The sequence below is a fragment of the Thioalkalivibrio sp. ALJ16 genome (assembly GCF_000377345.1).
Lineage (GTDB): Bacteria > Pseudomonadota > Gammaproteobacteria > Ectothiorhodospirales > Ectothiorhodospiraceae > Thioalkalivibrio.
The window spans coordinates 1-20,493 of the sequence record NZ_KB898039.1 but is presented as its reverse complement, the minus strand read 5'-3'; the positions used below and the strand labels follow the sequence as shown (position 1 = coordinate 20,493).

32 protein-coding genes and 1 pseudogene are annotated in these 20,493 nt (G+C 64.8%); 1 reads left to right on the top strand and 32 read right to left on the bottom strand.

All coding sequences use genetic code 11. The annotated features are described in order from the left end of the window. Positions 1–4 precede the first annotated feature (4 nt). The 3 genes from miaB to D000_RS0103760 all read right to left on the bottom strand — a co-directional run bounded on the left by miaB (position 5) and on the right by D000_RS0103760 (position 3,385). Positions 5–1,357, bottom strand: a complete 1,353-nt coding sequence (miaB, locus tag D000_RS13300) for a tRNA (N6-isopentenyl adenosine(37)-C2)-methylthiotransferase MiaB (protein ID WP_018872221.1) — start codon at positions 1,355–1,357, stop codon at positions 5–7. A 48-nt stretch (positions 1,358–1,405) separates the two neighbouring features. Continuing rightward, positions 1,406–1,888, bottom strand: coding sequence for a single-stranded DNA-binding protein (gene ssb, locus D000_RS0103765; RefSeq protein ID WP_018872220.1), 483 nt, complete (start codon positions 1,886–1,888; stop codon positions 1,406–1,408). A gap of 93 nt (positions 1,889–1,981) precedes the next feature. Then, complete coding sequence (locus tag D000_RS0103760) at positions 1,982–3,385, bottom strand: MFS transporter (RefSeq protein WP_018872219.1); 1,404 nt, start codon at positions 3,383–3,385, stop codon at positions 1,982–1,984. A gap of 177 nt (positions 3,386–3,562) precedes the next feature. Here D000_RS0103760 and uvrA point away from each other — a divergent pair, with 177 nt between their 5' ends. Then, positions 3,563–6,418 (top strand): excinuclease ABC subunit UvrA, encoded by a 2,856-nt coding sequence (uvrA, locus tag D000_RS0103755; RefSeq protein WP_018872218.1) that lies wholly within the window; start codon positions 3,563–3,565, stop codon positions 6,416–6,418. Between the two features lie 254 nt (positions 6,419–6,672). Here the strand turns inward: uvrA and rplQ are convergent, their stop codons facing one another. The 29 genes and pseudogenes from rplQ to D000_RS13295 all read right to left on the bottom strand — a co-directional run. Beyond that, positions 6,673–7,062, bottom strand: coding sequence for a 50S ribosomal protein L17 (gene rplQ / locus D000_RS0103750; RefSeq protein ID WP_018872217.1), 390 nt, complete (start codon positions 7,060–7,062; stop codon positions 6,673–6,675). 44 nt (positions 7,063–7,106) lie between these two features. Continuing rightward, positions 7,107–8,096 carry a DNA-directed RNA polymerase subunit alpha gene (rpoA, locus tag D000_RS0103745; protein ID WP_018872216.1) on the bottom strand — a complete coding sequence of 330 codons (990 nt, stop codon included), beginning with the start codon at positions 8,094–8,096 and terminating at the stop codon, positions 7,107–7,109. A 30-nt stretch (positions 8,097–8,126) separates the two neighbouring features. After that, on the bottom strand, positions 8,127–8,747 hold the full coding sequence (gene rpsD, locus D000_RS0103740) for a 30S ribosomal protein S4 (RefSeq protein ID WP_018872215.1): 621 nt from the start codon (positions 8,745–8,747) through the stop codon (positions 8,127–8,129). 15 nt (positions 8,748–8,762) lie between these two features. Next, a complete protein-coding gene (rpsK, locus tag D000_RS0103735; RefSeq protein ID WP_018872214.1) occupies positions 8,763–9,152 on the bottom strand; it encodes a 30S ribosomal protein S11 in 390 nt (129 codons plus the stop codon). 21 nt (positions 9,153–9,173) lie between these two features. Beyond that, positions 9,174–9,530, bottom strand: coding sequence for a 30S ribosomal protein S13 (rpsM, locus tag D000_RS0103730; protein ID WP_018872213.1), 357 nt, complete (start codon positions 9,528–9,530; stop codon positions 9,174–9,176). Between the two features lie 66 nt (positions 9,531–9,596). Further along, complete coding sequence (gene rpmJ / locus D000_RS13720) at positions 9,597–9,710, bottom strand: 50S ribosomal protein L36 (RefSeq protein ID WP_018881305.1); 114 nt, start codon at positions 9,708–9,710, stop codon at positions 9,597–9,599. 15 nt (positions 9,711–9,725) lie between these two features. After that, positions 9,726–11,072, bottom strand: coding sequence for a preprotein translocase subunit SecY (gene secY, locus D000_RS0103725; RefSeq protein ID WP_026279744.1), 1,347 nt, complete (start codon positions 11,070–11,072; stop codon positions 9,726–9,728). Between the two features lie 3 nt (positions 11,073–11,075). Then, positions 11,076–11,507: a 50S ribosomal protein L15 gene (gene rplO / locus D000_RS0103720; protein ID WP_018872211.1), complete on the bottom strand. Its 432-nt coding sequence runs from the start codon at positions 11,505–11,507 to the stop codon at positions 11,076–11,078. Positions 11,508–11,509: 2 nt separating this feature from the next. After that, a complete protein-coding gene (gene rpmD / locus D000_RS0103715) occupies positions 11,510–11,689 on the bottom strand; it encodes a 50S ribosomal protein L30 (protein WP_017941089.1) in 180 nt (59 codons plus the stop codon). Between the two features lie 3 nt (positions 11,690–11,692). After that, on the bottom strand, positions 11,693–12,199 hold the full coding sequence (rpsE, locus tag D000_RS0103710) for a 30S ribosomal protein S5 (protein WP_018872210.1): 507 nt from the start codon (positions 12,197–12,199) through the stop codon (positions 11,693–11,695). Positions 12,200–12,225: 26 nt separating this feature from the next. Further along, positions 12,226–12,579 carry a 50S ribosomal protein L18 gene (gene rplR, locus D000_RS0103705; protein WP_017941087.1) on the bottom strand — a complete coding sequence of 118 codons (354 nt, stop codon included), beginning with the start codon at positions 12,577–12,579 and terminating at the stop codon, positions 12,226–12,228. A 10-nt stretch (positions 12,580–12,589) separates the two neighbouring features. Further along, the gene (rplF, locus tag D000_RS0103700; protein WP_018872209.1) at positions 12,590–13,120 is read right to left on the bottom strand and encodes a 50S ribosomal protein L6; all 531 of its coding nucleotides are present in this window, start codon (positions 13,118–13,120) and stop codon (positions 12,590–12,592) included. A gap of 10 nt (positions 13,121–13,130) precedes the next feature. Continuing rightward, the gene (rpsH, locus tag D000_RS0103695; protein ID WP_018872208.1) at positions 13,131–13,523 is read right to left on the bottom strand and encodes a 30S ribosomal protein S8; all 393 of its coding nucleotides are present in this window, start codon (positions 13,521–13,523) and stop codon (positions 13,131–13,133) included. Positions 13,524–13,537: 14 nt separating this feature from the next. Next, entirely contained in the window at positions 13,538–13,843 is a 306-nt protein-coding gene (gene rpsN / locus D000_RS0103690) for a 30S ribosomal protein S14 (RefSeq protein WP_018872207.1), read from the bottom strand. Between the two features lie 15 nt (positions 13,844–13,858). Further along, positions 13,859–14,398 carry a 50S ribosomal protein L5 gene (gene rplE / locus D000_RS0103685; protein WP_018872206.1) on the bottom strand — a complete coding sequence of 180 codons (540 nt, stop codon included), beginning with the start codon at positions 14,396–14,398 and terminating at the stop codon, positions 13,859–13,861. A 17-nt stretch (positions 14,399–14,415) separates the two neighbouring features. Further along, positions 14,416–14,730, bottom strand: a complete 315-nt coding sequence (gene rplX, locus D000_RS0103680; protein ID WP_017941082.1) for a 50S ribosomal protein L24 — start codon at positions 14,728–14,730, stop codon at positions 14,416–14,418. Positions 14,731–14,737: 7 nt separating this feature from the next. Then, positions 14,738–15,106 carry a 50S ribosomal protein L14 gene (rplN, locus tag D000_RS0103675; protein ID WP_012983522.1) on the bottom strand — a complete coding sequence of 123 codons (369 nt, stop codon included), beginning with the start codon at positions 15,104–15,106 and terminating at the stop codon, positions 14,738–14,740. Positions 15,107–15,128: 22 nt separating this feature from the next. Beyond that, a complete protein-coding gene (rpsQ, locus tag D000_RS0103670; protein WP_018872205.1) occupies positions 15,129–15,395 on the bottom strand; it encodes a 30S ribosomal protein S17 in 267 nt (88 codons plus the stop codon). Positions 15,396–15,399: 4 nt separating this feature from the next. Then, complete coding sequence (gene rpmC / locus D000_RS0103665; protein ID WP_018872204.1) at positions 15,400–15,594, bottom strand: 50S ribosomal protein L29; 195 nt, start codon at positions 15,592–15,594, stop codon at positions 15,400–15,402. Continuing rightward, positions 15,594–16,007, bottom strand: a complete 414-nt coding sequence (gene rplP / locus D000_RS0103660; RefSeq protein WP_018872203.1) for a 50S ribosomal protein L16 — start codon at positions 16,005–16,007, stop codon at positions 15,594–15,596. Before rplP ends, rpmC begins: the two co-directional genes overlap by 1 nt. Positions 16,008–16,017: 10 nt before the next feature. Then, positions 16,018–16,698 (bottom strand): 30S ribosomal protein S3, encoded by a 681-nt coding sequence (rpsC, locus tag D000_RS0103655; RefSeq protein ID WP_018872202.1) that lies wholly within the window; start codon positions 16,696–16,698, stop codon positions 16,018–16,020. 2 nt (positions 16,699–16,700) lie between these two features. After that, a complete protein-coding gene (gene rplV, locus D000_RS0103650) occupies positions 16,701–17,042 on the bottom strand; it encodes a 50S ribosomal protein L22 (RefSeq protein ID WP_018872201.1) in 342 nt (113 codons plus the stop codon). 9 nt (positions 17,043–17,051) lie between these two features. Further along, positions 17,052–17,324: a 30S ribosomal protein S19 gene (gene rpsS, locus D000_RS0103645; RefSeq protein WP_018872200.1), complete on the bottom strand. Its 273-nt coding sequence runs from the start codon at positions 17,322–17,324 to the stop codon at positions 17,052–17,054. A gap of 12 nt (positions 17,325–17,336) precedes the next feature. After that, on the bottom strand, positions 17,337–18,158 hold the full coding sequence (rplB, locus tag D000_RS0103640; RefSeq protein WP_018872199.1) for a 50S ribosomal protein L2: 822 nt from the start codon (positions 18,156–18,158) through the stop codon (positions 17,337–17,339). Positions 18,159–18,160: 2 nt separating this feature from the next. Next, complete coding sequence (gene rplW, locus D000_RS0103635) at positions 18,161–18,457, bottom strand: 50S ribosomal protein L23 (protein WP_018872198.1); 297 nt, start codon at positions 18,455–18,457, stop codon at positions 18,161–18,163. Further along, positions 18,454–19,059: a 50S ribosomal protein L4 gene (rplD, locus tag D000_RS0103630; protein WP_018872197.1), complete on the bottom strand. Its 606-nt coding sequence runs from the start codon at positions 19,057–19,059 to the stop codon at positions 18,454–18,456. The genes rplW and rplD overlap by 4 nt, the downstream gene beginning before the upstream one ends. A gap of 4 nt (positions 19,060–19,063) precedes the next feature. Beyond that, positions 19,064–19,708: a 50S ribosomal protein L3 gene (gene rplC, locus D000_RS0103625; protein WP_018872196.1), complete on the bottom strand. Its 645-nt coding sequence runs from the start codon at positions 19,706–19,708 to the stop codon at positions 19,064–19,066. 110 nt (positions 19,709–19,818) lie between these two features. Then, entirely contained in the window at positions 19,819–20,130 is a 312-nt protein-coding gene (rpsJ, locus tag D000_RS0103620; protein ID WP_018139871.1) for a 30S ribosomal protein S10, read from the bottom strand. A gap of 5 nt (positions 20,131–20,135) precedes the next feature. Continuing rightward, positions 20,136–20,493 (bottom strand): annotated as a pseudogene (locus tag D000_RS13295) (elongation factor Tu); the annotation flags it as partial.

Here is a 20,493-nt window from a genome sequence, read left to right as displayed (position 1 = left end):
CGGATCAGGCGCTGACGGCGGCGGGCATCGCCCGCTCCACCGTGCGCCCGCGCAGGGAGTGCGCCAGGGCCTCGGTGATCTCGACCGGGATCATCTGTCCGATCAGGCCGGGGTCGCCCGCGAAGTTCACGATGCGGTTGTTCGCGGTGCGTCCGGCCAGTTCGCCAGGATTGCGCTTGGCCGGGCCCTCGACCAGGACCGGCTCGATGCTGCCCACCATGGCCTGATTGCGTTCGCGCCCGTGCTGTTCGATCAGGGCCTGCAGCTCGGCCAGGCGGGCCTTCTTGGTGGCCAGCGGCACGTCATCCGGCAGCGCGGCCGCCGGCGTGCCCGGACGCGCGCTGTAGATGAAGCTGAAGGAGAAGTCGAAGTGCAGCTCCTCGATCAGCTTCATGGTCGCCGCGTGGTCGGCATCCGTCTCGCCGGGAAAACCGACGATGAAGTCGGAGGACAGATCCAGGTCCGGGCGCGCCTCGCGCAGGCGGCGGATCTTGGACTTGTATTCCAGGATCGTGTGACCACGTTTCATCTGCGCCAGGATGCGGTCGGAACCGCTCTGTACCGGCAGGTGCAAGTGGCTGACCAGCTTGGGTTCGTCGGCATAGGCCTGGATCAGCGAATCGGAGAACTCCACCGGATGCGAAGTGGTGAAGCGGATTCGCTCGATACCGTCCACCGCGGCGACGTAGTGGATCAGCAGCGCGAGGTCGGCGGTATCACCGTCCTCCATCGGCCCGCGGTAGGCATTCACGTTCTGCCCCAGCAGGTTGATCTCCTTGACCCCCTGCCCGGCCAGCGCCACCACCTCGGCGATCACGTCGTCGAACGGCCGGCTGATCTCGTCACCCCGGGTATAGGGCACCACGCAGAAGCTGCAGTACTTGGAACAGCCCTCCATCACCGACACGAACGCGGTCGGGCCATCGGCCTTCGGCTCGGGCAGGCGGTCGAACTTTTCGATCTCTGGAAAGGAGATATCCACCACCGGCGCCCGCTCGCGGCGCACCGACTGGATCATCGCCGGCAGGCGGTGCAGGGTCTGCGGCCCGAACACCAGGTCCACGTACGGGGCCCGCTCGCGCAGGGCGTCGCCCTCCTGGCTGGCCACACAGCCGCCAACCCCGATGATGACCTCCGGCCGTCGCTCCTTGATCTGCCGCCAGCGCCCCAGCAGCGAGAACACCTTCTCCTGCGCCTTTTCGCGGATGGAGCAGGTGTTCATCAGCAGAAGATCGGCCTGCTCCGGATCGTCGGTACGCTCCGCCCCGTGCAGCTCACGCAGCGCGTCGAGCATGCGATCGGAGTCGTACTCGTTCATCTGGCAGCCGTGCGTCTGGATATAGACCTTGCGGATCATGCTCTCGGTACTTCGCTGGTTGGGCCAGTCAGGGATCGCCGTGCGTTCTCAAAAAGGGACGTCGTCGTCATCAAAGCCGCCGGAGACCGGGGCGCTGCTGCGATTGCCGCCCTGCTGGCCGCCACCGCCATAGGAACTGCCGCCGCCATAGCCCGGGTCCTGGTCGTACCCGCCGCCACCGCCGCCGCTGCCCCCGCGACCGCCAATCAGCTGCATGTCGTTGGCCACGATCTCGGTGCTGTAGCGGTCATTGCCGGACTGGTCCTGCCACTTGCGGGTCTGGATCTTGCCCTCGATGTAGACCTGCGAGCCCTTGGACAGGTACTGCGCGGCGATGTCCGCCAGGCGCCCGAACATCACCACGCGGTGCCATTCGGTGTTCTCGCGCTTCTCTCCAGAGTTCTTGTCGGTCCACTGCTCCGAGGTCGCCAGCCGCAGATTGGTAACCGTGACCCCATTGGGGGTCTCGCGCTTTTCCGGATCGGCTCCGAGATTACCGAGCAGGATGACTTTGTTGACGCCGCGGGCCATGGGAACTCCTTGTGTCGGGCATGGAGGAACAAGTCCGGTAGTGTAGCAGCCCCATGCGGCGGCGACAGGGCGGCGCCCCGCGCTGTGACCCCTTCAGCCGGGAGTCGAGCCGCCGCGTTCGCCCTGGTGTTCATACGGGCGCTGCGCCAGCCAGGCAGCCAGTTCGTGCGCGTCCGGCCCCTGACGCGCGACCTTCAGGTAGAGGGATCGGGCATCGGGCGAGAGATCGGCCTCGTGTATCCCCGGCTGAGCCAGGATCCACTGCAGCAGGTCCGCCTCGCGCCCGCTCCAGTGCGCCGGGACCGCTACAACCCGGTTCGACCCGTAGCGCGGCTGCAGGTCGCGCGCGACCCACCACCAGATCAGTAGCAAGGGGACACCGGCCAGGAACACGCCAACCGGGCCGGCCACCGCGAGCACCGCGCCACCGAGCACGCCACCGACAAAGATGCCCAGGAACTGGGCGGTGGCAAAACCGCCCATGGCGGAACCCTTGTGGGCGACCGGGGCCGCGCGCGCGACCAGCGACGGCAAGCCGGCCTCAAGCAGGTTGAATGCGGCGAAGAACAGGATCATCAGGCCCGCCAGCCACCAGAGCCCGCCACCGCCCGGCACCAGCAGGGCAAGCAGCACCTGCACCCCGGCCAGCAGCGCGATGGCCACGCGCAGGACACTGTGCACCCTCTGGCGCCGTTCGCCGAAGATGATCCCGGGCAGCATCAGCACGAAACCCGCCAGCAGCACCGGCACGTAGAACTGCCAGTGGCTGGCCGCCGGCAACTCCACCGACTCCAGCAGGAGCACGGGGATCACCAGAAAATTCGCGGCCAGCACCACATGCAGCACGAAGATCCCGAGATTGAGCCGCAGCAGATCGGGTGCCCGCAGGACTCCGGGCAGGGCGGACCACACCGGGACCATGTCCGGGTGCGAGCGCGTGCGCGCAGGGCGTGGCACCCAGAGGTACAGGATCGCGATGGCCACCACGCCGAGCACGGCGGAAAGACCGAAGATGCCCTCGAGCCCGGCGACGCGGTCCACCACCGGGCCCAGCGCCATCGCCAGGGTAAAGGTCAGGCCGATGGTGAGGCCGATCACCGCCAGTGCACGCATCCGGCGCTCCTCGCCCACCAGATCGGCGGTCAGCGCAAGGACCACGGCCGCCACCGCACCCGCACCCTGCAGGGCGCGCCCGAGGATGATGCCGTGGATGGACTCCGCCACCGCCGCCACCAGGCTGCCGGCCACAAACAGCAGCAGGCCCGCGAGGATCAGCGGCTTGCGTCCGACGCGATCGGAGAGCAGGCCGAAGGGGATCTGCAGCAGCGCCTGGGTCAGGCCATACACGCCCAGCGCCAGCCCCATCAAAAACGGAGTCGCCCCCGGGATGCGATCGGCATGCAGCATGAAGACCGGCAGGACCATGAACAGGCCGGCCATGCGCACGCCATAGATCGCGGCCAGCCCGGTGGTCGCACGCAGCTCGCGGGGGTTCATGCCGGCGGGTATCCGGGGTGGAAGAGGAGGCTGTTCATGCGAGCGCAGTTTACCGGCAACCCCGACGCGGAAACCATGGCGCGACCCGGCCGGGTGTTACCATGATCGGTTTGCGACGCGGCCAGGGCCAACCCCGCCGCAGCGCGCGATCCAACCCAGTGGAGTCGATCCTGCCTCATGGACAGCATTCGCATACGCGGCGCCCGCACCCACAACCTGAACAACGTCGACCTCGACCTGCCGCGCGAGCGCCTGATCGTGATTACCGGCGTCTCCGGGTCCGGCAAGTCGTCGCTCGCCTTCGACACCCTGTTCGCCGAGGGCCAGCGCCGCTACGTCGAGAGCCTGTCCACCTATGCCCGGCAGTTCCTGTCGATGATGGAAAAGCCGGACGTGGACCAGATCGAGGGGCTCTCGCCGGCGATCTCGATCGAACAGAAGAGCACCTCGCACAACCCGCGCTCCACCGTCGGCACCATCACCGAGATCTACGACTACCTGCGCCTGCTGTACGCACGCGCCGGCGAACCGCGCTGCCCGGAACACGGCGAGACCCTCGCCGCCCAGACCATCTCGCAGATGGTGGATCAGGTACTGGCCCTGCCGGAAGGCGACAAGCTGATGCTGCTGGCGCCGGTGGTGCGCGGGCGCAAGGGCGAGCATCACAAGATGCTGGAGGCCATGCGTTCCCAGGGCTATCTGCGCGCGCGCATCAACGGCGAGATTCACGACCTGGACGCACTGCCGGCACTGGACCCCAAGCGCAAGCACAATATCGAGATCGTGATCGACCGCTTTCGCGTGCGCGAGGACCTGCGCCAGCGTCTGGCGGAGTCCTTCGAGACCGCCACCGAACTCGCCGACGGGCTCGCCCTGGTGGCCTGGATGGACGCGCCGGACCGCGAGCCCATGATCTTCTCCGCCCGCTTCGCCTGTCCGGTCTGCGGCTACGCCCTGCGCGAGCTGGAACCGCGCCTGTTCTCGTTCAACAACCCGGCCGGAGCCTGCCCCACCTGCGACGGCCTGGGCGTGCATCAGTTCTTCGATCCCGAACGCGTCGTCTCGCAGCCGGAACTGAGCCTGGCCGGGGGCGCCGTGCGTGGCTGGGACCGCCGCAACGCCTGGTATTTCAGCCTGCTGAACAGCCTCGCCCGGCACTACGGGTTCGATGTCGAGACCCCCTGGGCCGAGCTGCCCGCGGAGGTGCGCGCCGTGGTCCTGCACGGCTCCGGCCGCGAGAAGGTCAAACTCTCCACCCCGGCGGCCAACGGGCGCATGCGCACCGACGAGCGGGTGTTCGAGGGCGTGATCCCGAACCTGGAACGCCGCTACCGCGAGACCGATTCCGCCGCGGTACGCGAGGAGCTGGGGCGCTACCAGGCGGAACGGCCCTGCCCGGAATGTCACGGCACGCGGCTGAACTCCGCCGCCCGCCACGTGTTCGTCAACCACCACACCCTGCCCGATGTCACGCGCATGAGCGTGGCCCATGCCCAGACCTTCTTCGCCGACCTGCACCTGCCCGGGCGCTTCGCCCAGATCGCCGAGAAGATCGTGCGCGAGATCGCCGCACGCCTCGGATTCCTCAACGACGTGGGGCTCGACTACCTCACCCTGGACCGCTCGGCCGATACCCTCTCGGGCGGCGAGGCCCAGCGCATCCGCCTGGCGTCACAGATCGGCTCGGCGCTGGTCGGCGTGATGTACATCCTTGACGAGCCCTCCATCGGCCTCCATCAGCGCGACAATACCCGACTGCTGAACACCCTCAGCCACCTGCGTGATCTGGGCAATACGGTCATCGTGGTCGAACACGACGAGGACGCAATCCGCCAGGCCGATTACGTCGTCGACATCGGGCCGGGCGCCGGCCGCCATGGCGGTCACATCGTCGCATCGGGGACACCGGAGGAGGTGGCGAACCACCCCGACTCCCTGACCGGGGCCTACCTGCGCGGCACCCGCGCCATCCCGGTACCGGAACAGCGCAGCGCAACCGATCCGGAACGCGAGATCCGGGTGATCGGCGCGCGTGGCAACAACCTCAAGGGCGGCGACTTTGCCTTTCCCACCGGCGTCCTCACCTGTGTCACCGGCGTCTCCGGGTCCGGCAAGTCGACCCTGGTCAACAACACCCTGTACCCGGCGGTGGCCACGGCCCTGCATGGCGGGCGTCACCTGATCGCCGCCCACGACCGCATCGACGGGCTGGAGCTGATCGACAAGGTGGTCGACATCGACCAGAGCCCGATCGGGCGCACCCCGCGCTCGAACCCGGCCACCTACACCGGCCTGTTCACCCCGATCCGCGACCTGTTCTCGGCCACGGCCGAGGCGCGTTCCCGTGGCTACAAGCCCGGGCGCTTCTCCTTCAACGTCCGCGGCGGGCGCTGCGAGGCCTGCCAGGGCGATGGCGTCATCAAGGTGGAGATGCACTTCCTGCCGGATGTCTTCGTCCCCTGCGACGTCTGCAAGGGCCAGCGCTACAACCGCGAAACCCTCGAGGTCCGGTACAAGGGCAAGAACATCCACGAGGTGCTGGAGATGACCGTGGAGGAGGCCCTCGACTTCTTTCAGCCGGTCCCGGTGATCCACCGCAAGCTTGAGATGCTGATGGAGGTCGGCCTCTCCTATATCCAGCTGGGACAGAACGCGACCACGCTGTCGGGTGGCGAGGCGCAGCGCATCAAGCTCGCACGCGAACTCTCCAAGCGCGACACCGGCCGCACCCTGTACATCCTCGACGAGCCCACCACCGGGCTCCATTTCGAGGACATCGCCCAGCTCCTGCGCGTGCTCCACCGCCTGCGTGACCACGGCAACACGATTGTCGTGATCGAACACAACCTCGACGTGATCAAGACCGCCGACTGGCTGATCGACATCGGTCCCGAGGGCGGCAGCGGCGGCGGCGAACTCCTGGTCGCCGGCACCCCCGAGCAGGTCGCCGCCACCCCGCGCAGCCATACCGGCCGTTTCCTCGCGCCGCTCCTTCCCGGCGCGCCCGTGCCAGCCGCCAACCGGGCCTCCTAGGCGGAATCGGCGGCACGTCCGTCCGCCGGACCCGGGGGCACTCGTGCCCGGCCACCATCAGCCGCTCATCGGTCACGTCCCCGGCCCCGACCCAGCGTAGGTCCCATACCGTCTCGCGCAAAAGCTGCGCCCCAGAAGCCGGCCCCACACACCCCGTGCAGGACCCCAGACGCAAGAAAGCCGGCTCGAGGCCGGCTTTCTCTCCGACGGGGCATCGGTCTCCCCCGTCGTATTTCACCCGTTGCGGGCAGGCCTCAGGCGGCCTCGTCCTCGCCGGTCTCGCCTTCCGGACGATCCACCAGCTCGACATACGCCATCGGGGCATTGTCACCCGGGCGGAAGCCACACTTCAGGATCCGCAGGTAGCCACCCGGACGCGCCTTGTAACGCGGGCCCAGCTCGTTGAACAGCTTGCCCACGATTTCCTTGTCCCGCAGGCGCGAAAACGCCAGACGCCGACCGTGTACGCTGTCTTCCTTGGCCAGCGTGATCAGCGGCTCGGCAACCCGGCGCAGTTCCTTCGCCTTGGGCAGCGTGGTCTTGATCAGTTCATGCCGGAACAGGGCCAGGGACAGCGCCTGAAACGTGGCCTTGCGGTGCGAGCTGTTACGGCCCAGCTGACGGCCGGAATGACGATGACGCATGAGAGGCTTCCTCTAGAAAAACGGTGGGCGCAGCAGCGCCGTGATTACTCGTTGTCGTCGCGGAGACCCGGCGGCGGCCAGTTCTCGAGACGCATGCCGAGCGACAGCCCGTGGGTCGCCAGCGTATCCTTGATCTCGGTCAGCGACTTCTTCCCGAGGTTCGGCGCACGCAGCAGCTCGACCTCGGTGCGCTGGACCAGATCACCGATGTAGTACAGGTTCTCGGCCTTGAGGCAGTTCGCCGAGCGCACGGTCAGCTCCAGCTCGTCCACCGGGCGCAGCAGCACCGGGTCGATCGCGCCTCCGGAGGCACCGGCCACTTCGCCCGCCTCTTCCTGCAGATCCACGAACGGCGCCAGCTGACCCTGAAGAATGGTCGCGGCCTGTCGCACGGCATCGTCCGGGGCGATCGCGCCATTGGTCTCGAGCTCCAGCACCAGCCGGTCCATGTCGGTCCGCTGCGCCAGGCGGGCACTTTCCACGCGATAGGACACCCGACGGATCGGGCTGTAGCTCGCGTCCAGCAGCAGGCGGCCAATACCGGTGTCGTCGCCACCCTCGACCTTACGTCGCGCGCTGACCGGCTCGTAGCCGCGTCCGGCACGGGCGGTCAGGCTCATGTCCAGCTCGACGTTCTTGGTGATCGTCGCGATCACGTGCTCCGGATTCACCACCTCGACATCGTGGTCCACCTGGATATCGCCGGCGGTGACCACGCACGGGCCCTTCTTCTTCAGCGACAGGCTGGACTCGTCGCGACTGTGCATGCGCAGTGCCACACCCTTCAGGTTCAGCAGGATGTCAACGACATCCTCCTGCACACCCTCGATGGTGGTGTACTCGTGCAGCACGCCGTCGATGCGCGCCTCGACAATCGCGGCGCCCGGGATGGACGACAGCAGCACACGCCGCAGCGCGTTGCCCAGCGTATGCCCGAAACCGCGTTCCAGCGGCTCCAGCGCGACCTTGGCCTGATTCCGGTTCTCGGCCTCGACCTCGATCTGCTGTTTCTTGACCAGTTCGTTCGACTGCATTGTGACTCCTGGCACCTGGCCGATAAGCGGTTACTTCGAGTACAGCTCGACGACGAGCGACTCGTTGATGTCGGCGGGCAGATCGGAGCGATCCGGGATCGCCTTGAAGGTGCCCTCGAACTTGCTGGTGTCCACCTCGACCCAGCTCGGGAAGCCGCTCTGCTCGGCCAGCGTCATCGCATCCTGAATGCGCACCTGCTTGCGCGCCTTCTCGCGAACCGTAACCACGTCGGAAGGCTGCACCTGGTAGGCGGCGATGTTGACCACCTGACCGTTCACCAGGATCGCGCGGTGCGACACCAGCTGGCGCGCCTCGGAACGGGTCGCCCCGAAGCCCATGCGGTAGACCACGTTGTCCAGACGGCCTTCCAGCAGCTTCAGCAGGTTTTCACCCGTGGAGCCCTTACGCTGTGCGGCCTTCTTGTAGTAATTGCGGAACTGCTTTTCCAGCACCCCGTAAATACGACGCAGCTTCTGCTTTTCACGCAGCTGCACGGCGTAGTCGGACAGGCGGGTACGGCGCTCGCCGTGCTGCCCAGGGGCCTTGTCCAGCTTGCACTTGGTCTCCAGCGCGCGCGCCCGGCTTTTTAGCCCCAGGTCCACGCCTTCGCGGCGACTCAATTTGCACTTCGGTCCAATGTAACGTGCCATTCTCGAACTCCAGCCTTAAACGCGGCGTTTCTTGGGCGGCCGGCAGCCGTTGTGGGGGATCGGGGTCACGTCACTGATGTTGGTGATCTTGAACCCTGCGTTGTTCAGCGCACGCACCGCCGACTCACGACCCGGGCCCGGGCCGCGGACCATCACGTCGAGGTTCTTCACGCCGTGCTCGGCGGCCGCGGTGCCCGCACGCTCGGCAGCAATCTGCGCGGCGAACGGCGTGGACTTGCGGGAACCCCGGAAGCCGGACCCACCAGAGGTCGCCCAGCTGATGGTGTTGCCCTGCCGGTCGGTGATCGTGATGATCGTGTTGTTGAACGTGGCATATACGTGAGCCACGCCCTCGGCGATATTCTTGCGGACCTTTTTCTTGGTCCGAGTCTGCGCTTGTGCCATGTACCTGAGATCCCAGTCTGATTACTTGCGAATCGGGCGACGCGGGCCCTTTCGGGTGCGTGCGTTCGTCTGCGTCTGCTGACCGCGCAGCGGCAGACCGCGGCGATGACGCACGCCACGGTAGCAGCCCAGATCCATCAGCCGCTTAATGTTCATGCTGACCTCACGACGCAGATCACCTTCCACGGGGATCTTGTCGATCTGGGCGCGCAGAGCATCCACTTCGGCATCGGTCAGATCCCGCACCTTGATGTCCCGACGCACACCCGCGGCATCGCAGATCTGGGCCGCCCGAGTCGGGCCGATCCCGTAGATCGCGGTCAGCGCGATTACCGTGTGCTTCTGGTCAGGAATATTGATTCCAGCGACGCGAGCCATCCAACCTCTCCATCTAAATCCGGCAAAGCCGGCTATAGTAGCAACGAATTTACACTACGCCAAGGGTTAACCCTGGCGCTGCTTGTGTCGGGCGTCCGAACAGATGACCCGAACCACGCCGTTCCGCCGGATAACCTTGCAGTTGCGGCAAATCGGCTTAACAGATGCACGTACCTTCATGGTGTTTCTCCTGGTCTAGCGGATCCCGGTCCCGCCGAAACCCTTCAGATTCGCTTTTTTCATCAAGCCTTCGTACTGGTGGGAGACCAGATGCGACTGCAGCTGGGCCATAAAATCCATCACCACGATCACAATGATCAGCAGTGAGGTTCCACCAAAGTAGAACGGCACGTTCCAGTACAGGATCAGGAACTCCGGCAGCAGGCACACCGCGGTGATATACACCGCACCCACCGCCGTCAGTCGCGTCATCACGCCGTCAATAAACCGTTCGGTCTGCACACCCGGCCGGATCCCGGGGATGAACGCACCCTGCTTCTTCAGGTTCTCCGCCGTGTCGCGGGAGTTGAACACCAGCGCCGTATAGAAGAAACAGAAGAAGATGATCGCGGCCGCATAGAACATCACGTACAGCGGCTGTCCGGGCGCGAGCGTCGTCGACAGCTCGCGCAGCCAGTCCATACCCTCCGCCTGGCCGAACCACTGTCCCAGCGTCGACGGGAACAGGATGATACTCGAGGCGAAGATCGGCGGAATCACCCCCGCCATGTTCAGCTTCAGCGGCAGATGCGACGACTGCCCGCCAACCATCTTGCGCCCGACCTGACGTTTGGCGTAATTGATCGTGACCCGTCGCTGACCGCGCTCGACAAACACCACGAAGGCGGTCACCGCGAGGGCCAGCACGATCAGGATCACCACGAAGGCGGCCGCCAGCTCGCCGGTACGGGCCAGCTCCAGGGTCCCGCCAATCGCACCCGGCAACCCGGCGACGATACCCGCGAAGATGATGATCGAGATCCCGTTCCCGATACCGCGCTCGGTGATCTGCTCACCCAACCACATCAGGAACAGCGTACCCGTCACCAGCGAGACGACCACGGTAAAGATAAAGATCGGCCCCGGATTCAGTGCCATCGGCATGCCCTGGATGGTCTGACCATTCAGCGCGATCCCGATACCGATACTCTGAAACAGCGCCAGCGCCACGGTCCCGTAGCGCGTGTACTGCGTGATCTTGCGACGGCCCTGCTCGCCTTCCTTCTTCAGCTGTTGCAGCGCCGGTACGGTGGCCGCCAGCAACTGCATGATGATCGCCGCCGAGATGTAGGGCATCACGCCCAGCGCAAAGATCGACAGACGTTCCAGCGCACCCCCCGAGAACATGTTGAACATGTCCAGGATGGTGCCGCTCTGCTGCTCGAAGAACTGCGACACCGCGACCGGGTTGATCCCCGGCACCGGAATGAACGTACCGATGCGATAGACGACCAGGGCGCCCAGCACGAACAGCAAGCGTTGGCGTAACTCGGTAAAACCGGTGAGGCCGCCACCGGAACGTGCTGTCGCTCCACGCGCCATTATTTAGGCCTCAACGCTCCCGCCAGCCGCTTCAATCGCGGCCCGCGCACCCTTGGTCACACCCACACCCTTCACGGCGCAGGCCCGAGATACCTCACCGGAGGCGAAGATCTTAGCGCTCTGGGCGTCGCTGCGGACCACACCGGCCGCCTTGAGGCTCTCCAGGGTCACGTCGCCGTCGACCTTGGCCAGTTCGCCCAGCCGCACCTCGGCCGCGTACTGTTGCTTGCGGGAGCGGAAGCCCACCTTCGGCAGGCGACGCTGCAGCGGCATCTGACCGCCCTCGAACCCGACCTTGGTGAAGCCGCCGGAGCGGGACTTCTGGCCCTTGTGGCCGCGACCGCCGGTCTTGCCGAGACCGGAGCCAATGCCCCGACCCACGCGCTTGCCCGGCTTCCGGGCGCCGTCGGCGCTTGCGATTTCATTCAGACGCATCGTTAGACTTCCTCTACCTTCAGCAGGTACGACACCTTCTTGACCATACCCAGGTTTTCCGGGGTGGCCTCGACCGTCGAGGTGCTGTGGGTCTTGCGCAGTCCGAGCCCTCGCACGCACGCCTTGTGCGATGCGATGCGGCCGGCGGTGCTGCGTACCAGGGTCAGTTTCAGCTTGCTCATGGCTTAGCTCGTCACTTCGTCAACGGTCTTGCCGCGCTTGGCAGCGACCCGTTCCGGCGCGCTCACCGCGGTGAGGCCGTCGATGGTCGCCTGCACGACGTTAATCGGGTTACGCGATCCCACGCACTTGGCCAGCACGTTCCGTACACCCGCCACTTCCAGCACGGCACGCATCGCGCCGCCGGCAATGATCCCGGTACCTTCCGAGGCCGGCTGCATGTAGACGTTCGCGGCACCGTGGCGGCCATTGACCGCGTAGTGCAGGGTCCCGTCGGTCAGGGACACATCACGCATCTCCTGGCGGGCCTGCTGCATCGCCTTCTGAATCGCGGCCGGAACCTCGCGGGCCTTGGCATAGCCATAGCCGACGCGGCCTTCGCCATCGCCCACCACGGTCAGCGCGGCAAACCGGAACTGGCGACCACCCTTGACCACCTTGGCCACGCGGTTCACGCCAATCAGCTTCTCCTGCAGGCCATCTTGCGCTTCGCTTACATCGTTACGTGCCATATCTCTCTCCGCTCGATCCCGTTTGACTAGAACTGCAGGCCGTTTTCGCGTGCGGCGTCGGCCAGAGCCTTCACCCGCCCGTGATAACGGAAACCCGCGCGGTCAAACGCGACCTGTTCAATACCGGCCTTGCGCGCGCGCTCGGCAATCGCCTGCCCGACACGGGCCGCGGCCTCGGCGTTCCCGGTCGAACCGCCGGCATTCTTCAGATCCTTCTCCACCGTAGACGCCGCGGCGAGAACCGCGTCGCCGGACGGGGCGATGATCTGCGCGTACATGTGGCGCGGCGTCCGGTGGATACAGAGACGATGCACCCCCAGCTCACGGATCTTGAACCGTGCGCGACGCGCCCTCTTAAGTCTGGCCTCTTTCTTGTCCACTGGTGCCTACCTACTTCTTCTTGGCTTCTTTGCGCACAATGCGCTCGTCTTTGTACTTCACGCCCTTGCCCTTGTAGGGCTCCGGCGGGCGGAAGGCGCGAATGTTAGCAGCCACCTGCCCCACCTTCTGGCGATCCGTTCCCTTGACCACGACCTCGGTCGGGGTCGGCGTTTCGACCGTGACCCCTTCCGGGATCTCGAAGTCGATCGGGTGCGAATACCCGAGCGTCAGGTTCAGTTTCGCGCCCTGCATCTGGGCACGATAACCAACGCCGACCAGCTCCAGAGCACGTTCGAAGCCCTGGCTCACGCCGTGGACATGGTTACCCAGCAGCGCCCGGATGGTCCCGGCCATCGCGGAGTTCTTTGCGTTCTCCGCGGGCTTCACGCGAATCACGCCATCCTCGACGGTAACGGTGACCGCCTCGGGACAGGTGAGCTGCAGTTCGCCCTTCGGACCCTTGACCTTGATCTCGCCGTCGGTCTGCTCGACGGAAACGCCGTTGGGCAGCTTGATCGGCAGATTTGCAATGCGCGACATGGCTGATTCCTCAGTAAATCTTGCAGAGGACCTCGCCGCCCTGGCCTGCGGCCCGGGCTGCGCGATCACTCATGACACCCTGCGGCGTGGAGATCACCGCGACCCCGAGGCCCGCGTTGATCCGCGGCAGCTCGTCCTTGCCGCGATAGATCCGCAGACCGGGGCGGGAAATGCGTTCGACCGTCTCGATGACCGGCCGCCCTTCGAAGTACTTCAGCTTGACCACCAGCTTCTTGGTGGCGGCTTCGCCTTCGACCTGGATGTCGCCCACAAAGCCCTCGTCCGCGAAGACCTTAAGGATGCGCTCCTTGGCCTTCGAGTAGGGAATGGCGACCTGCTCCTTGTTCGCGCGCTGGGCGTTACGCACGCGGGTGAGCATGTCGGAAATCGGATCGGTCATCATTGCTTCAAATCTCCTTACCAGCTCGCCTTGCGCAGGCCGGGGATCTCGCCCTTCATGGCGTACTCGCGCAGCTTGTTGCGCCCCAGCCCGAACCGGCGGTAATAGCCCTTGGGCCGACCGGTCACGCCACAGCGATTCGTCTGACGGACGCGCGCGGAATCACGCGGCAGCTTCTGCAGCGCATGCATCGCTGCGAGGCGTTCTTCCGAGGACTTGGTTTCGTCCACCAGGATCGCCTTCAGCTCGGCCCGCTTGGCCGCGTACTTCTTCACCAGTTTTTCGCGCTTCTTCTCGCGCTCGAGCATCGATGTCTTCGCCATCTGCGCCTACCTCGGTTACTGCCGGAACGGGAATCGGAAGGCCTCCAAGAGGGCCTTGGCTTCCGCGTCCGTCCTTGCGCTGGTTGTAATCGTGATGTCCATGCCGCGCAGCTTGTCGACACGGTCATAGTCGATTTCCGGGAAGATGATCTGCTCCTTGATCCCGAGGCTGTAATTGCCACGCCCGTCAAACGCCTTCGCGGAGAAACCACGGAAGTCGCGCACGCGCGGCAAGGCCACGTTGATCAGTCGATCGAGGAACTCGTACATCTGCCGACGGCGCAGAGTCACCTTGCAGCCGATCGGGTAGTCGTCCCGGATCTTGAAGCCTGCGATCGACTTGCGCGCCTTGGTGACCACCGGCTTCTGGCCGGCGATCGCGGTCATGTCGCTGACCGCATGCTCGATCACCTTCTTGTCTGCCACGGCATCGCCCAGACCCATGTTCAGGGTCACCTTGGTGATGCGCGGGATCTCCATCACGTTGGCATAGCTGAACTGCTCGCGCAGTGCCTGCTTCACGTTGGATTCGTATTCTTCTCTCAAGCGTTCCATAAACCGTCCGTCCCGCGTTATGCGTCCACGACCTCGCCGTTCGAACGAAAGACCCGCACCTTGCGGCCGTCTTCCAGGGTCTTGAACGACACGCGATCACCCTTGTCGGTTGCCGGGTTGAAGAGCATCACGTTGGAGATATCGATCGGCATTTCCTTCTCGATGATCCCGCCACCGACACCCTGCTGCGGGTTCGGCTTCTGATGCTTCTTCACCATGTTGATGTTCTGGACCAGGACCTTGCCGTCCAGGACCTTGATGATGGTCCCGCGGCGGCCCTTGTCCTTGCCCGCGATCACGACGACATCGTCGCCCTTGCGAATCTTGTTCATCACGTCCTCACAGCACTTCCGGGGCGAGGGAAATAATCTTCATGTACTTCTCCCCTCGCAGTTCACGCGTCACCGGCCCAAAGATACGGGTGCCGATCGGCTGGTGCTGGTTGTTCAGCAGGACCGCGGCGTTGCGGTCGAAGCGGATGATCGAACCATCCGGACGCCGCACGCCCGCGGCGGTGCGAACGACCACCGCGTTGTACACGTCGCCCTTCTTGACCTTGCCACGCGGGATGGCGTCCTTGACGCTCACCTTGATGACATCGCCCACACGGGCGTACCGGCGGTGCGAGCCGCCCAGTACCTTGATGCACTGGATGCGTCGGGCGCCGCTGTTGTCGGCGGCCTCGAGCACGGTCTGCATTTGAATCATGACTTATCTCCTGGCGGCCGGATCAGAGCGCGTCCTGCCCGACCACTTCGATCAGGGCAAAGCGCTTCTGCTTAGAAATCGGCCGGCATTCCCGAATACGGACACGATCACCCATGCGCGAGATGTTTTCCTCGTCATGGACGTGCAGCTTGGTGCTGCGGCGAATGAACTTGCCGTACAGCGGGTGGCGCACACGGCGCTCCACCAGGACGGTACGGGTCTTGTCCATCTTGTCGCTCACCACACGGCCCACGACAGATCGCTGAGTCTTGGAACCTTCCTCGGTCATCTTTTTAGCCTGCCCTTCTGCGTTCATTCATCAGCGTCTTGATCTGCGCGATCTCGCGCCGCACCTTGCCGACGCGATCGGGGCGCGCAAGCTGCCCAACCGCCTTCTGCATGCGGAGGCCGAACTGTTCCTTGTAGAGCGCGTCCAGCTCCTGGTTCAGATCGTCGTCCGACTTCTTTCTGAGTTCTTCTGCTTTCATCACATCACCTGCCGACGGGTGAAGACCGTCTTGACCGGGAGCTTGGCGGCGGCCAGACGCATCGCCTCGCGGGCCACGTCTTCATTCACGCCTTCCATCTCGTAGAGCACGCGACCGGGCTGGATCTTGCAGACCCAGTACTCGACGCCACCCTTGCCCTTACCCATGCGCACTTCAAGCGGCTTCTTGGTGACCGGCACATCCGGGAACACCCGAATCCAGATCTTCCCGCCGCGCTTGATGTGTCGCACCATCGCGCGACGCGCGGCCTCGATCTGGCGAGCGGTAATCCGCCCACGCTCGACGGCCTGCAGGCCGTATTCGCCAAAGCTGACCTTGGCACCGGTCGAGGCCATGCCCCGGTTCCGGCCCTTGAACTGCTTGCGGAATTTCGTTCGTTTTGGCTGCAACATGGTCTATGTCCTAGCTCGCGTTGGCCGCAGCGCGCGTCCCTTCGACCGGTTCCAGACCGAAGACTTCGCCCTTGAAGATCCACACCTTCACACCGATGATCCCGTACGTGGTACGGGCCTCGGCGAAGCCGTAGTCGATATCGGCGCGCAGCGTATGCAGCGGCACGCGACCTTCGCGGTACCACTCGGAGCGCGCGATCTCGGCGCCGTTCAGGCGACCGGAGACGTGCACCTTGATGCCCTGGGCGCCGAGGCGCATCGCGTTCCCGACGGCGCGTTTCATCGCGCGGCGGAACATAATGCGGCGTTCCAGCTGCTGGGCGATACCTTCCGCCACCAGCTGGGCTTCGATCTCGGGCTTGCGCACTTCTTCGATGTTGATCTTGACGCTGCCCTGATCCAGCCCCGTTTCGGCGGAGACCTCACGGCGCAGCTTCTCGATATCCTCACCCTTCTTGCCGATCACGATCCCCGGACGCGCCGTATGGATCGTGATGTGCGCGGCCTTGGCCGGACGTTCGATGGTGATCCGACTCACCGACGCATGCGCCAGCTTCTTCTGCAGGAACTCGCGCAGCTGGATGTCGTTGTTCAGCGTTTCGCCGAATTCCCGGCCATCGGCGTACCAGGTGGCCGACCACGGGCGAGAAATGCCCAGCCGGATGCCGGTTGGATGTACTTTCTGACCCATGGTTACTTCGCTCCCTTCTCGCTGACGCCAACCACGATGTGACTGGTGCGCTTCATAATGCGGTTGCCACGACCCTTCGCCCGGGCCTGCATGCGCTTCAGGACGGGACCTTCGTCGACCTGGATGCGGGAGATCCGCAGCTCGTCAATATCGGCACCGTCGTTGTTCTCGGCGTTCGCAATCGCAGACTCCAGGACCTTCTTCACAATCGCGGCGGACTTCTTCGGGCTGAAGGTCAGCTCGTTGAGGGCCTCTTCCACACGCATGCCACGAACCTGGTCGGCGACCAGCCGCGTCTTCTGCGGCGAGATGCGCGCGTAGCGCAGTTTTGCAATCGTCTCCATCGTTCGTCCTCAGCGCGACTTCTTGTTGGCGATGTGACCCTTGAAGGTCCGCGTCAACGCAAACTCGCCCAGCTTGTGGCCGACCATGTTCTCGTTGACCAGCACCGGAACATGCTGACGCCCGTTGTGAACCGCGAGGGTCAAACCGACCATCTGCGGGATGATCATCGAGCGGCGCGACCAGGTCTTGATCGGGCGGCGATCGTTCTTCTCGAGCGCCTCTTCCACCTTCTTGCGCAGGTGGTGGTCGACGAACGGGCCTTTTTTCAGTGAACGCGGCATGCTGGCACTCCGTTACTTCTTGCGCCGACGCACAATCATGCCGTCGGTACGTTTGTTATTACGGGTCTTGTAACCCTTGGTCGGACGGCCCCACGGGGTCACCGGGTGACGCCCGAAGTTGCGCCCTTCACCACCACCATGCGGGTGGTCCACCGGGTTCATCGCGGTGCCGCGCACGGTCGGGCGTACGCCCACCCAGCGCTTGGCACCGGCCTTCCCGAATTTCTTGAGGCTGTGCTCGGTGTTGCCGACTTCGCCGATCGTCGCGCGACACTCGGACGGGATGCGACGCATCTCGCCGGAGCGCAGGCGGATCGTGGCATGCGCACCTTCACGCGCCACCACCTGGGCGGAGGCACCGGCGGAGCGCGCAATCTGCGCACCCTTGCCGGGCTTCATCTCGATGCAGTGGATCACCGTACCGACCGGGATCGAACGCAGCGGCATCGCGTTGCCCACCCGGACCGGCGCCTGGGTGCCACTCGCGATCGCGTCACCCTGCTTCAGACCACGGGGCGCGATAATGTACCGACGTTCGCCGTCCGCGTACAGTACCAGCGCGAGATGAGCGCTCCGGTTCGGATCGTATTCCAGGCGTTCGACCTTGCCCGGCACGTTGTCCTTGTTGCGCTTGAAATCCACGATGCGGTAGCGCTGCTTGTGACCACCGCCAACGTGACGGGTGGTGATCCGGCCGGCGTTGTTACGACCACCGGAACGGGTCTGCTTTTCCACCAGCGCCGCATGCGGGGCACCCTTGTGCAAGTTCTCGCCGCGGATCTGAACCGCGTGCCGACGACCGGCCGAGGTCGGGTTGGTCTTGATAATCGCCATGACTAGACCTGTTCTCCTTCACCCATGTCGATGCTCTCGCCTTCGGCGAGCGACACATAGGCCTTCTTCCAGTGGTTGCGGCGACCAAACTGGCGCCCGAAACGCTTGTTCTTGCCCTGCTGGTTCAGCGTGCGCACCTGCTGCACGCGGACCTCGAACAGCTTCTCGATCGCGGCCTTGATCTCGGCCTTGTCGGCATCGGGGAGCACGCGGAACACGTACTGCCCGACCTCGCCGGCGTTGGTCGACTTCTCCGACACTACCGGGCCCTGAATAATCTGCATCAGACGCGAATTCATGCCAGCCACTCCTCGAGCTTGCGGATGGCGCCTTCCGTGATCACGACCGATTCGGCCCCGACCAGGTTGGCGGGATTGACGCCGGTCACATCGATCACGTCCACATGCGGCACGTTCGCCAGCGCACGGGCGGTCATCGCGTCTTCCTCGGCGAGCACCACCAGACCCTTCTCGAGGCCGAGCTCCTTCAGCTTGGCGACGCCGTCGCGGGTCTTGCCCGACTCGACCGCGAACCCGGCCACGACCTTCAGACGCTCCTGACGCACCAGCTCGGAGAGGATCGACGCCATCGCGGCGCGATACATCTTCTTGTTCAGCTTCTGCGAGAAGTCCTGGGTGCGGGACGCAAACACCTTGCCCCCGCCGGTCCACAGCGGGCTGCGGATGGTACCGGCGCGAGCACGCCCGGTTCCCTTCTGGCGAAACGGCTTGATGCCGCCGCCACGCACCTGGGCACGCGTCTTCTGGGCCCGGGTGCCGCTGCGGGCACCGGCCAGGTGCGCGACCACGCTCTGGTGCACCAGCGACTCGTTGAAATCCCGCTCGAAGCAGGCGGGCGACAGCTCCACGCTGGCCCCGGTATCGGCAGTCGTTACTTGCATTGTCTTAACCCTTCGCCTTCACGGCCGGACGGATCATCACGTCGGAACTCGGCGCGCCCGGCACGGCACCCTGAACCAGGACCAGGCTGCGATCGGCATCCACTCGCACGACCTTCAGGTTCTGAATGGTCTTGCGCTCGGCGCCCATGTGGCCGGCCATCTTCTTGCCCTTGAACACGCGGCCAGGGCTCTGGTTCTGACCGATAGAACCCGGCGCACGATGCGACAGCGAGTTGCCATGGGTCGCGTCCTGGGTGCGGAAGTTGTGACGCTTCACCGCACCCTGGAACCCCTTGCCCTTGCTCTGCGCGGTCACGTCGACCATCTGACCTTCTTCAAAGCGGTCAACGGTGATCGCGTCCCCGGCGGCGAGGCCTTCGAGTTCGCCCGCTTCCACGCGGAACTCCCACAGGCCGCGCCCCGGTTCCACCGACGCCGCGGCGAAATGCCCGGCCTCCGGCTTGCTTACCCGAGACGGCTTGCGCGAGCCCGCCGTCACCTGGACCGCGTTGTAGCCGTCGCCTTCAGTGCGCTTGATCTGGACCACGCGATTATTGTCCACCTGCAGCACCGTGACCGGCACGGAGACGCCGTCGTCCGTAAAGACGCGCGACATGCCGAGCTTGCGACCGATGAGTCCAAGAGCCATTACAAAACCCCTTCCGTATCAGACGGCGCTGACGAGCGCCCTAAAGCCGTGGCCCGGCGAAGATTCCGCCGGGCCACGGAAAGCCCAATAGTATGGCAGAAAATTTAACGTTAGTTAAGCCTGATCTGAACATTCACGCCCGCGGCCAGATCCAGCTTCATCAGGGCATCCACGGTCTTGTCGGTCGGATCGAGGATATCCATCAGTCGCTTGTGCGTGCGCAGCTCGTACTGGTCTCGCGCATCCTTGTTCACATGCGGAGAAATCAGGACGGTGTACGCTTCACGCTTGGTCGGCAACGGGATCGGGCCCTTCACACGGGCGCCGGTCCGCTTCGCGGTCTCGACAATCTCGGCCGCGGAGCGGTCGATCAGTCGATGATCAAAGGCCTTCAGACGAATTCGAATGCGCTGGTTAGCCATCTGGTTCACTCAATAATCTTGGAGACGACGCCGGCACCGACGGTGCGGCCACCTTCGCGGATCGCGAAGCGCAGACCATCTTCCATCGCGATAGGGCTGATCAGCGATACGGTCATCTTCACGTTGTCGCCCGGCATCACCATCTCGGTGCCCTCCGGCAGCTCCACCGAACCCGTCACGTCCGTCGTGCGGAAGTAGAACTGCGGGCGATACCCGTTGAAGAACGGGGTATGACGACCACCCTCGTCCTTGCCCAGGATGTACACCTCGGCCTCGAAATGCGTGTGCGGGTTGATCGAACCCGGCTTGCACAGCACCTGACCACGCTGCACTTCGTCGCGCTTGGTACCACGCAGCAGAATG

What these genes read in the sequence shown, in the direction of transcription:
- rplF (WP_018872209.1), bottom strand. Translation starts at nt 13,120, where the DNA reads ATGTCGCGCATTGCAAATCTGCCGATCAAGCTGCCCAACGGCGTTTCC.
- rpmJ (WP_018881305.1), bottom strand. Translation starts at nt 9,710, where the DNA reads ATGAAGGTACGTGCATCTGTTAAGCCGATTTGCCGCAACTGCAAGGTT.
- rpsQ (WP_018872205.1), bottom strand. Translation starts at nt 15,395, where the DNA reads ATGACCGAGGAAGGTTCCAAGACTCAGCGATCTGTCGTGGGCCGTGTG.
- miaB (WP_018872221.1), bottom strand. Translation starts at nt 1,357, where the DNA reads ATGATCCGCAAGGTCTATATCCAGACGCACGGCTGCCAGATGAACGAG.
- rpsD (WP_018872215.1), bottom strand. Translation starts at nt 8,747, where the DNA reads ATGGCACGTTACATTGGACCGAAGTGCAAATTGAGTCGCCGCGAAGGC.
- rpsN (WP_018872207.1), bottom strand. Translation starts at nt 13,843, where the DNA reads ATGGCGAAGACATCGATGCTCGAGCGCGAGAAGAAGCGCGAAAAACTG.
- ssb (WP_018872220.1), bottom strand. Translation starts at nt 1,888, where the DNA reads ATGGCCCGCGGCGTCAACAAAGTCATCCTGCTCGGTAATCTCGGAGCC.
- rplV (WP_018872201.1), bottom strand. Translation starts at nt 17,042, where the DNA reads ATGGAGACGATTGCAAAACTGCGCTACGCGCGCATCTCGCCGCAGAAG.
- rplW (WP_018872198.1), bottom strand. Translation starts at nt 18,457, where the DNA reads ATGAATTCGCGTCTGATGCAGATTATTCAGGGCCCGGTAGTGTCGGAG.
- rplQ (WP_018872217.1), bottom strand. Translation starts at nt 7,062, where the DNA reads ATGCGTCATCGTCATTCCGGCCGTCAGCTGGGCCGTAACAGCTCGCAC.
- rpmC (WP_018872204.1), bottom strand. Translation starts at nt 15,594, where the DNA reads ATGAAAGCAGAAGAACTCAGAAAGAAGTCGGACGACGATCTGAACCAG.
- rplE (WP_018872206.1), bottom strand. Translation starts at nt 14,398, where the DNA reads ATGGAACGCTTGAGAGAAGAATACGAATCCAACGTGAAGCAGGCACTG.
- rplX (WP_017941082.1), bottom strand. Translation starts at nt 14,730, where the DNA reads ATGAACAAGATTCGCAAGGGCGACGATGTCGTCGTGATCGCGGGCAAG.
- D000_RS0103760 (WP_018872219.1), bottom strand. Translation starts at nt 3,385, where the DNA reads ATGAACCCCCGCGAGCTGCGTGCGACCACCGGGCTGGCCGCGATCTAT.
- rpmD (WP_017941089.1), bottom strand. Translation starts at nt 11,689, where the DNA reads ATGAGCAAGCTGAAACTGACCCTGGTACGCAGCACCGCCGGCCGCATC.
- rpsM (WP_018872213.1), bottom strand. Translation starts at nt 9,530, where the DNA reads ATGGCTCGCGTCGCTGGAATCAATATTCCTGACCAGAAGCACACGGTA.
- rplN (WP_012983522.1), bottom strand. Translation starts at nt 15,106, where the DNA reads ATGATTCAAATGCAGACCGTGCTCGAGGCCGCCGACAACAGCGGCGCC.
- rpsS (WP_018872200.1), bottom strand. Translation starts at nt 17,324, where the DNA reads ATGCCGCGTTCACTGAAAAAAGGCCCGTTCGTCGACCACCACCTGCGC.
- rpsC (WP_018872202.1), bottom strand. Translation starts at nt 16,698, where the DNA reads ATGGGTCAGAAAGTACATCCAACCGGCATCCGGCTGGGCATTTCTCGC.
- rpsH (WP_018872208.1), bottom strand. Translation starts at nt 13,523, where the DNA reads ATGATGACCGATCCGATTTCCGACATGCTCACCCGCGTGCGTAACGCC.
- rpsK (WP_018872214.1), bottom strand. Translation starts at nt 9,152, where the DNA reads ATGGCACAAGCGCAGACTCGGACCAAGAAAAAGGTCCGCAAGAATATC.
- secY (WP_026279744.1), bottom strand. Translation starts at nt 11,072, where the DNA reads ATGGCGCGTGGAGCGACAGCACGTTCCGGTGGCGGCCTCACCGGTTTT.
- rplD (WP_018872197.1), bottom strand. Translation starts at nt 19,059, where the DNA reads ATGCAAGTAACGACTGCCGATACCGGGGCCAGCGTGGAGCTGTCGCCC.
- rpsE (WP_018872210.1), bottom strand. Translation starts at nt 12,199, where the DNA reads ATGGCACGTAACGATGTAAGCGAAGCGCAAGATGGCCTGCAGGAGAAG.
- rplB (WP_018872199.1), bottom strand. Translation starts at nt 18,158, where the DNA reads ATGGCGATTATCAAGACCAACCCGACCTCGGCCGGTCGTCGGCACGCG.
- rpoA (WP_018872216.1), bottom strand. Translation starts at nt 8,096, where the DNA reads ATGCAGTCGAACGAACTGGTCAAGAAACAGCAGATCGAGGTCGAGGCC.
- rplC (WP_018872196.1), bottom strand. Translation starts at nt 19,708, where the DNA reads ATGGCTCTTGGACTCATCGGTCGCAAGCTCGGCATGTCGCGCGTCTTT.
- rplO (WP_018872211.1), bottom strand. Translation starts at nt 11,507, where the DNA reads ATGCGTCTGAATGAAATCGCAAGCGCCGACGGCGCCCGGAAGCCGGGC.
- rpsJ (WP_018139871.1), bottom strand. Translation starts at nt 20,130, where the DNA reads ATGGCTAACCAGCGCATTCGAATTCGTCTGAAGGCCTTTGATCATCGA.
- uvrA (WP_018872218.1), top strand. Translation starts at nt 3,563, where the DNA reads ATGGACAGCATTCGCATACGCGGCGCCCGCACCCACAACCTGAACAAC.
- rplP (WP_018872203.1), bottom strand. Translation starts at nt 16,007, where the DNA reads ATGTTGCAGCCAAAACGAACGAAATTCCGCAAGCAGTTCAAGGGCCGG.